This is a genomic window from Janthinobacterium sp. AD80 (assembly GCF_002878455.1).
GTDB lineage: Bacteria > Pseudomonadota > Gammaproteobacteria > Burkholderiales > Burkholderiaceae_D > Janthinobacterium.
On sequence record NZ_NRDQ01000248.1, the window covers coordinates 1 to 5,066 of the forward strand.

Here is a 5,066-nt window from a genome sequence, read left to right on the forward strand (position 1 = left end):
GATCGAGTATCCATCGGGTGATACTGTCCGCAAAGTCAGCGACAAGGGAGAAATTTCTTTTCAGAACCGACGCTACTTTATCGGCGAGGGCCTGAGAACACAGTTGGTGGCCATCAAGCCAACCACGATTGACGATGTGTTTGAGGTGTTCTTCTGTCACAAGGAAATACGGCGAATCAACCTGCGTGATTCGCCGTAAAATGGAAGTCTGATGTGTAACCTATGTCTCCCGACAAAGTGTTACCCATGTCTGCCGACTAAACACCCTCAGGGTCCGACCCCAGTATTTCTTGGGTTTATTGGGTCATACCCGGCGGGTCCGACCCCAGCCTTTCTTTCGGGGTTACTGGATCACCGTATAGCAAGGCACATACGCCGTTCCCGCCAATTTCATCCGGTGCTGCGCGACGAACGATGCCAGCAGCGCATCCATCGGGCCCATGATGGCCTTGTCGCCATGGATTTCGAAATTGCCGTGTTCCTCGATCGAGCGGATGCCATCGTCCTTGACGTTGCCGGCCACCACGCCCGAGAAGGCGCGGCGCAACTGGGCTGCCAGCAAGTGGGTCGGCTGGTTCTTGTGCAGGCTCAGGTTGCGCATGTTTTCATGCGTGGGGTGGAACGGCTTCTGGAATTCATGATCGATCTTCAAGAGCCAGTTGAAATAATACGCATCGCTGTGCGCCTTGCGGAATTCGCGTACCTGGCGGATGCCTTCGAGCATTTCGCGCGCCACCAGTTCCGGATCGTCGATGATGATCTTGTAGCGCTGCTGCGCTTCCGGGCCCAGGGTGTCATGGATGAACTGGTTGATCTGCACGAAATACTCGCGCGAGGTTTCCGGTCCCGTGAAGATCAGCGGGAATGGAATTTCCGCATTATCCGGGTGCAGCAGGATGCCGAGGATATATAAAATCTCTTCGGCCGTGCCGGCGCCGCCCGGGAACACGACGATGCCATGGCCCGCGCGCACGAACGCTTCCAGGCGCTTTTCGATGTCCGGCATGATGACCAGGTCATTGACAATGGGGTTCGGCGATTCGGCGGCGATGATGCCCGGCTCGGTGATGCCCAGGTAGCGGCCATTGTGCAGGCGCTGCTTGGCGTGGCCGATGGTGGCGCCCTTCATGGGGCCCTTCATGGCACCGGGGCCGCAGCCCGTGCAGATATCCAGGCCGCGCAAACCCAGCTGGTAGCCCACTTCCTTCGAATAATTGTATTCGGCGCGGTTGATCGAGTGGCCGCCCCAGCACACCACCAGGTTCGGGTTGAGCTGGGTTTGCAGCACATTGGCGTTGCGCAGGATGTGGAAGACGGCATCCGTCACGCCTTCCGTGCTGTGCAAATCGAATTTCGGGTTGCCCGTGACTTCATCGCTGACAAAGATAATGTCGCGCAAGACGGCGAACAAATGCTCGTGGATGCCCTTGATCATCTTGCCGTCGACGAAAGCGATGGCCGGCGCGCCCTTGATGTCAAGCTTGATGCCGCGTTCGCGCTGGATGATGGAAATCTCGAAGGATTGATACCGCTCAAGCAAGGCGCGCCCATCGTCGATGGTGCTACCGCAATTCAATACCGCCAGCGCGCAACGGCGGAAAGTGTTGTACAGGCCGCCCTGGCTGGTGTCGAGCAGTTTATTGACTTCAGTCTTGGAGAGCACGTCAAGGCGGCCTTCCGGTGAAACCAGAGTATCGATAACGTCGTGTTCCATAATGCGAAAAATCCTTTTAAAATCGATCCTCGAATGTCTTGCAGCACCAATATACGACAAGTCAGGCAAGTTGTGCTGTAGTGCCGCAAATTCGCCGCCCCCACTCTGCGGCGCAAACCGGTTTGACTAATATGAAACAGTCATTCTTGCTAATGCGAATGGAAACCTTCGCTCAGCGCAATTTGTAGATTAGAATGCCAGCCTATTGGAATTCCCGTGCATGAGGTTCTTCAAAAGAGTCCCCGCCGCCCGCAGGCTTCCATAAGTTTGTTTTATCGATTGACTATAATAATTTTTCAGGAGGAACCGCATGAGCGGTGCGACTACGCCCAACAAGGAAGCCGTTATTCCCGAGTTCAAGCAGATTATGGGCCATCCAAGCCCATTGTGGATGTTGTTCATGACTGAATTCTGGGAACGCTTCGCGTTCTACGGAGTTCGCTGGGCGCTGGTCCTGTACATCGTGGCCCAGTTCCATGGCGGCGATGCCTCGGGCCAGGCTGCGGCCAACCTGACGTACGGTTCCTTCCTCGCGCTGGTGTACGCCGGCGCCCTGTTCGGCGGCTATATCGCCGACCGCATCATCGGCTACCAGCGCTCCATCCTGCTGGGCGCCATCTTCATGGCAACCGGCCTGTTCTGCATTGCCGTGCCAAACCAGGACATCTTCAACCTGGGCCTGGCGACCATGATCGTCGGTAACGGCATGTTCAAGCCGAACATCTCGACCATGGTGGGCAAGCTGTATGCGTCGGCCGATCCGCGCCGCGACAGCGGCTTCACGATCTTCTACATGGGCATCAACATGGGCGCGATGGTCGCTCCCGTATTTACCCAGTGGCTGGCCGAATCGATCTTCGGCACGGGCGGCATGCCGTCGTACAAGATGGTCTTCATGGCAGCCGGCGTGGGCATGCTGATCAGCCTGGTATGGTTCTACATCGGCCGCAACTCGCTCAAGGGCATCGGCGCGCCGGAAGCGCACGCCGCCAACCCGATGCGCGTCATCTGGGTCGCCCTGGGCTGCCTGTGCGTGATTCCGCTGATGTACTTCCTGCTGACGGTGGGCGCCGCCAACCTGCAGATCGTGCTGACCGTGCTGTTCGTCGGCCTGGCCGTCATGCTGATGGTCGAAGGTATCCGCGACGGCAAGGTGGCGCGCGACAAAACCATCGCCATGCTGGTGATTTTCGCCTTCAACATCCTGTTCTGGATGTTCTTCGAACAGGCTGGCAGCTCGTTTACCTTCCTGGCTGAAAACATCGTCAACCGCGACCTGGGCTTCTGGATCTTCCCGACCGCCTATTTCCAGAGCGTCAACTCGGTCGCCATCATCGTTTTCGCACCGATCATCGCCGCAGTATGGGTATTCCTGGCGCGCCGCAACGTCAACCCGTCGATCCCGCGCAAGTTCGGCCTGGGCTTGCTGGGCAATGCAGCCGCCTTCGGCCTGCTGATCTTTGCATTGTCGAGCCTGGTTGGCGCCGACAACAAGATCCCGTTCTGGACCCTGTTCATGGTGTATGTGATCCAGTCGATCGGCGAACTGTGCCTGTCCCCTATCGGCCTGTCGATGGTCACCAAGCTGGCACCGGTACGCCTGGTCGGCATGGGCATGGGCGGCTGGTTCCTGTCGACCGGTATCGGCAACAACCTGTCGGGCATCTTTGCCAGCCACGTCAGCGGCAACACCGGCATGACGGCCGATTCGGCGCTGGCCGGCTACACCTTCGGCTTCTGGTCGCTGCTGGGCGCCGGCGTCGTGCTGTTCCTGATCGCACCGCTGATCAACAAACTGATGCACGGCGTGAAGTAATTTTTCTGCCATAGCTAAAAACGGCGGCCTGCGGGCCGCCGTTTTTCATTCCGGCGCCAGATTTCCCCTTGGCGGGCGGTACAATACGGCCAGGGCCAGCGGCCATCCACCAACTTACACGAAGAATTCCATGTCCAGCATCTCCACTACCTCGCCCCTTTCCGACGACGAATACGCCGAACTCGACACCCTGCTGGCCGCGCCTGCCCTGGAAGGGCGGGCCATGGACGTGTCGATGCTGGAAGGTTTTCTCACGGCCGTCGCCCTCAGCCCGAAACAGCTCGCGCCAGGGCAATGGCTACCGTGGGTCTGGGACAAGGCGGCCGGCACCACGGCGCCCACGCCCGGCGCGGACAGCGACCGCGCGGCAAGCCTGGCCCAGCGCCACCACGCCTACATGGTCGAGTGGCTGGCGAAAGACCCGGACAGCTTCGAACCGATCTACGAATGCGGCCCCGAATGGAGCGTGCCCGCCTGGTGCGCCGGTTTTGTGCTGGGCACCACCCTGGACAAGCCGCAATGGGCAGCCCTGGCCGTCAGCCACCCGCAATATCTGGCGCCATTCCAGCACCTGGCCACGGCCACCGAACTCGATGACGAAGCGGCTGAAACAGCCATGGATGGCGTCACGCCGTCCGTCATCGCCATCAACGCGGCCTGGGCGCGCCAGCGCCACCTGAAAAGCCAGGCACAAAGCCAGACTGGCGCCACGGTGCTGCGCGAACTGCCGAAAACGGGCCGCAACGACCCATGCCACTGCGGCAGCGGCAAGAAGTATAAAAAATGCTGTGCCGACGCCGATAGCGCGGCCGGCTAAGAAAGCCTCTCCTTGCGCCAGCTGCTGACGGCCCTGCTGCGCTTCCTGCTGCGCCACGCGCTGCAGTTCGCGCTGTTCATCGTCATCCTGCTGGCCGGGCGCCTGTTGCTGGCCGAATGGCGCGCCTACAGCGCCGGCAGCGAGGCGATTGCCGCACTGCGCCAGGCATCGAGCAGCGCCGGCACGCATGGCGCCAGTCTGGCCGACACCACCACAGCGCGCGTCAACGCCTTGCGCCACGCCTCGCACGCCGCCATCTCGGCCCGCCTGGCGCAAGTGCAGTCACAATTGGCCGCCCTGCGCGCGCGCCAGCAACCCTCGCTGTTCACCCTGCCCCTGCCCGACGCGGACACGCTGGCGCAACACGCGCAGCAGGAAGCCGCGCGCCGCGTGGAAATCGAAGTGCTGGCGCAGGAAGCGCGCTATCTGCTGGCCCTGCAGGCAGCCCTGAATGGCGAGGATGCACGCCAGACCCTGGCGCGCCTGCATGCGGACCACGTGCGCGCGTACGCGGCGCTGCAAGACAATGTGCGCCAGCGCCAGCTGCTCGAAGCGCAGCATCCGCTGGCGGCCCGCCTGCCAGGCAGCGATGCCCATGCGCAGCTGTCGCAGCTTGAAAACGCAGGCCGGAGCCTGCGCGCGAGCAATCTGCAAGCCTACAATGCCTGGCTGGCGCAGCGCGCCCGCGCACGCGACGCCACCAGCGCCGCCCGCCCCGC

Annotated in this window: 4 protein-coding genes and 1 pseudogene; 4 read left to right on the plus strand and 1 reads right to left on the minus strand. The window is 61.1% G+C overall.

Going from position 1 to position 5,066, the window contains the following annotated elements:
* Positions 1–199 (plus strand): annotated as a pseudogene (locus JaAD80_RS31020) (hypothetical protein); the annotation flags it as partial.
* Positions 200–343: 144 nt separating this feature from the next.
* On the opposite strand, the gene ppnN reads toward JaAD80_RS31020, so the two are convergent.
* Complete coding sequence (gene ppnN / locus JaAD80_RS27990) at positions 344–1,714, minus strand: nucleotide 5'-monophosphate nucleosidase PpnN (protein ID WP_102299417.1); 1,371 nt, start codon at positions 1,712–1,714, stop codon at positions 344–346.
* Positions 1,715–2,024: 310 nt separating this feature from the next.
* On the opposite strand from ppnN, the gene JaAD80_RS27995 reads away from it, so the two are divergent.
* The 3 genes from JaAD80_RS27995 to JaAD80_RS28005 all read left to right on the plus strand — a co-directional run.
* The gene (locus tag JaAD80_RS27995) at positions 2,025–3,530 is read left to right on the plus strand and encodes a peptide MFS transporter (protein ID WP_102299419.1); all 1,506 of its coding nucleotides are present in this window, start codon (positions 2,025–2,027) and stop codon (positions 3,528–3,530) included.
* Positions 3,531–3,660: 130 nt separating this feature from the next.
* Positions 3,661–4,347 carry a UPF0149 family protein gene (locus tag JaAD80_RS28000; protein ID WP_102299421.1) on the plus strand — a complete coding sequence of 229 codons (687 nt, stop codon included), beginning with the start codon at positions 3,661–3,663 and terminating at the stop codon, positions 4,345–4,347.
* Between the two features lie 12 nt (positions 4,348–4,359).
* A partial coding sequence (locus JaAD80_RS28005) for a hypothetical protein (RefSeq protein WP_146012577.1) occupies positions 4,360–5,066 on the plus strand: 707 nt, incomplete at its 3' end.